This is a genomic window from Collinsella sp. Sow4_E3 (genome assembly GCF_052116285.1).
GTDB lineage: Bacteria > Actinomycetota > Coriobacteriia > Coriobacteriales > Coriobacteriaceae > Collinsella.
Genome location: NZ_JBQKLJ010000042.1, coordinates 1 through 2,999 on the forward strand (window position 1 = coordinate 1; position 2,999 = coordinate 2,999).

At 66.1% G+C, this 2,999-nt stretch carries 5 protein-coding genes; all 5 read right to left on the reverse strand.

The features are described from left to right. Positions 1–477, reverse strand: a 477-nt coding sequence (locus tag ACTQ48_RS10940) for a hypothetical protein (protein ID WP_441570930.1), incomplete at its 3' end; no start/stop codon positions are given. Then, complete coding sequence (locus ACTQ48_RS10945; RefSeq protein ID WP_441085546.1) at positions 474–1,319, reverse strand: hypothetical protein; 846 nt, start codon at positions 1,317–1,319, stop codon at positions 474–476. The genes ACTQ48_RS10940 and ACTQ48_RS10945, both read right to left, overlap by 4 nt. 20 nt (positions 1,320–1,339) lie before the next feature. Continuing rightward, complete coding sequence (locus ACTQ48_RS10950; RefSeq protein WP_441085547.1) at positions 1,340–1,714, reverse strand: hypothetical protein; 375 nt, start codon at positions 1,712–1,714, stop codon at positions 1,340–1,342. Continuing rightward, entirely contained in the window at positions 1,711–2,433 is a 723-nt protein-coding gene (locus ACTQ48_RS10955) for a hypothetical protein (protein WP_441042283.1), read from the reverse strand. The genes ACTQ48_RS10950 and ACTQ48_RS10955 overlap by 4 nt, the downstream gene beginning before the upstream one ends. Beyond that, the coding region (locus tag ACTQ48_RS10960; RefSeq protein WP_441570932.1) for a type I-E CRISPR-associated protein Cas6/Cse3/CasE at positions 2,430–2,999 on the reverse strand (570 nt) is incomplete at its 5' end. The genes ACTQ48_RS10955 and ACTQ48_RS10960, both read right to left, overlap by 4 nt.

Below are 2,999 nucleotides of genomic sequence, written 5' to 3' on the forward strand. Positions count from 1 at the left end.
CCACCCGGACACCCTCCCGTATCCGACGGCGGCATGCGCCCCCAGATGTGTCACGTCGACCAGCAGGGCGTGCAGGGCATCCACGTCAGTGGTGTCTGCGTCCCACCACACACGCGGTATCCAGGCCGCAGCTACGGTTACGTCACGGGCTTTGTGGGGCCCGAGCCCGGGATGGTATTTCTGATCCTTCGTGTAGCGAGCCATCGCATCGGCGGCTGGTTTGCGGCGCAGTTCGATCGCTGTGTGCGCCTCAACATGGGGGTGGGCGCGGGACACGCACCACCCCCATGTTCCAGCCTCCATCCACCGGGCGAGCGGCAACACCGCATCGCCGGGCGGTTGGCCGGGAACAATCCGGCCCGACCCCTGCAACTGCCACCATGCCCACGACAGTGGCCCGTCGAGCATCATCGGGGTCTCCGTGAGCCCGATCGACAGGCTGTCGAGGTGGGCGGTGATCCTCACTGGCTGGATCATCCCGCCACCTCGGTGAGCAGGTCGAGGATATCGGCGCGGGTGTTTTTGAGTCGGGCCGACCACGCATCCACGATGTGCGGGTCCGTGCCAAGCCCGTCGATGCGCACCATGCCTGCGCCCGTGCTGGACTTCGCGCCGACGCTTGCCACACCGTCGGGCGCCCACAGGGACGCTGCCACAGCCAGCATGGTCTGGTGTTGCTCGGTGGCGGCCGGGGTGAGCTGCATCGACCCACACAGGACAGCGCCAGATTTGATGGTCTGCCAGTCGTAGATCATCTGTGTAGATGCGAGAGTCTGCGCCATGTCGAGGTAGCGTCCGGCCGGTGTGGTGGTGATGTCGTGGCGGGTGCCGAACTCCTCCGACCGGTAGGCAGCGGCCCGCTTCAGAGCGTGCGCGGTCTCTGCGACATGGCCGGGCAGCCGCCACGCGTTCTCGGCGCAGACGAGCATCAGTGGAGATATGCGCACCGTGCCTGCTGCCAGATCGGAGCGGGCCGAGTAGCCGAGCATCGCCAGGTGCGGCAGCAGTTCCTCCACGCGGCGGAGGGTGTCAAGGTTGGTTTGCGACCCGGTTTCGGTGATGGCCCCGCCGGACCACAGCAGGTCAACCACTGGCTTAGACAGGCTGCCCGGTTCTATGTTGAGCGTGCGGGCGAGGTGCCACGCCAGCGCCGACCGGAGTCCGTGGCGAATCGAGTTTCCGGAGATGTAGGGCACGGTGGCGGTGGTTCCGTCGGGTTGGATGATCTGCTCGGTCCGCAGCAGGGCGGTGTTCCCGGCGGTGCCTGCGCCATGATGCAGCGGGGTGAGAGCGGTCGCGGTGTAGTACGTGAGGCTCATGATGTGTGTCTCTCTTTCGGTCAGTATGGGGCGGGGGCGTCGAGGGCAGGCTGGAGGTTTTTGCTGGTGCGGCGGGCGGTGCGCTCGACGCGGACGAGGGCGACCATGTAGACGTGCTCAGCGGCGACACGATCAGCCCATTCGGTGTAGGACGGGTCAATCACCTCGGCGAGGGCAGTCACGGTCCGCGACGCCGATTCACTGAGCACATCGACCTGGAGTTTGGCGGCAGCGATCGTCGTCGCTTGGGCGAGAGTGGTAGCGCCCGCTGCAGCGGCTTGAAGCGCGGCAGAGGCTCGATCCCACCAATGGCTGGCCCCGATGGTGTCCACGTCGGCGGAGTCGAGTAGTGCTGACAGCCACTTCCGGGTGGCATCGAGCAGGATGTCGGTCATTGCATGGTTCCTTTCGTGATGGTCCACAGCGCGAGGTCGAGCAGTGGTGATCTGAGGTAGGGGGCGAGCGGGCGGGAGTGCTCCACCCATGCGGCGAGCTTGTCGGCGGTCGCGATACCGGACGGGTCTCCCGTGAGGACGGCTGACGCGGGGACTCCGAGACGGCGCAACTCCAGAGCGTGCCTGCGAACCATCATCCACTCATCCGGGGTGGATGTGACGGTGGTGGACTCCATCCGCATCTGCCACCGACCTGCCCCGGTGTTGACGTGGGCGTAGGGCAGGACATGTTTTTGTCCCGACACTGCGACGGTGACCAGCCACTCACCATCAGGCGGGGTGGCTAGGATGTCGGAGATGGGCGCTGGATTGGACCGGTTCAGCAGGGTCAGGCCCGGCCCGTCGGGCATGGCACATTTCTCATGTTTGGGCGGCAGGTCACTGCCTGGGGCGGCGATGATGCTCCACATCCGCAGCGTGACAGGGGGCTTCCCCGAGCAGGCCCACAGGCAGGCGGCACATACGTTGGTGGAGTCAGGACGGCGCCAGCATGAGTGGTCGGTCCAGTTGTTGCCGAGCGCCTTGCCGACTGGTGCGGCAGGCAGGTCGTTGCCGCCACACATGCGGCACGTTTCAACATCGCCCAGGAGCGCGGCCATGGACGCCACCGGCGAGGGTTGTCCGGCGAGTTCCCATACCAGGCGCGTCGGGGCGGTCATGACCGCACCTCGGAGGCCAGCAGTAGCCCGCACCCGTACGCCTTGCCTGATCCGACCCCGGATATGCGGAGAGCGTGGAGTGCGTCGGCGTCAGTCACAGTCCCGGAGGCGATGAACTCCACCCGCCGTAGCGTCACGACGTGCCCCGGTTTGGCGGTGACAACGGGGGCCAGGTTGTGATGGGCGATGTGTGTGACATCGACAGCGCTGGACAGCTTGCGCAGGAACCAGCCATCCCAGTCAGCTTCAGCAAGCGGATTGCGCGTGCCTCGGCCACCGCCGCCGCCCCGCATAGATCGGGTCGGGTTCGCTATCAAAGCCATCTGCACCACCGCGCCCTCTGGGCAGAATTTGAGATCGCCTTGTGATACACGGATCGCCCATTCGGGAGCGAGCCCCAGACGGGTTTGGGTGATGACGATCCCGGGGCGAGGAAATGCCCACAGCGGGCGCGTATCGCTGGATACCTCAGCGATCCGCTGGTGGAGCCAGCGCGTGTCATGAGGAGTCCCTCGGGGTAGCCGCAGGTGGGTGAGTATCATGCTGATTCCTTTCGTTTCGGCTCG

Excerpts from the sequence above, each read along its gene's own strand:
- ACTQ48_RS10945 (WP_441085546.1), bottom strand. The coding sequence starts at position 1,319 with ATGAGCCTCACGTACTACACCGCGACCGCTCTCACCCCGCTGCATCAT.
- ACTQ48_RS10955 (WP_441042283.1), bottom strand. The coding sequence starts at position 2,433 with ATGACCGCCCCGACGCGCCTGGTATGGGAACTCGCCGGACAACCCTCG.
- ACTQ48_RS10950 (WP_441085547.1), bottom strand. The coding sequence starts at position 1,714 with ATGACCGACATCCTGCTCGATGCCACCCGGAAGTGGCTGTCAGCACTA.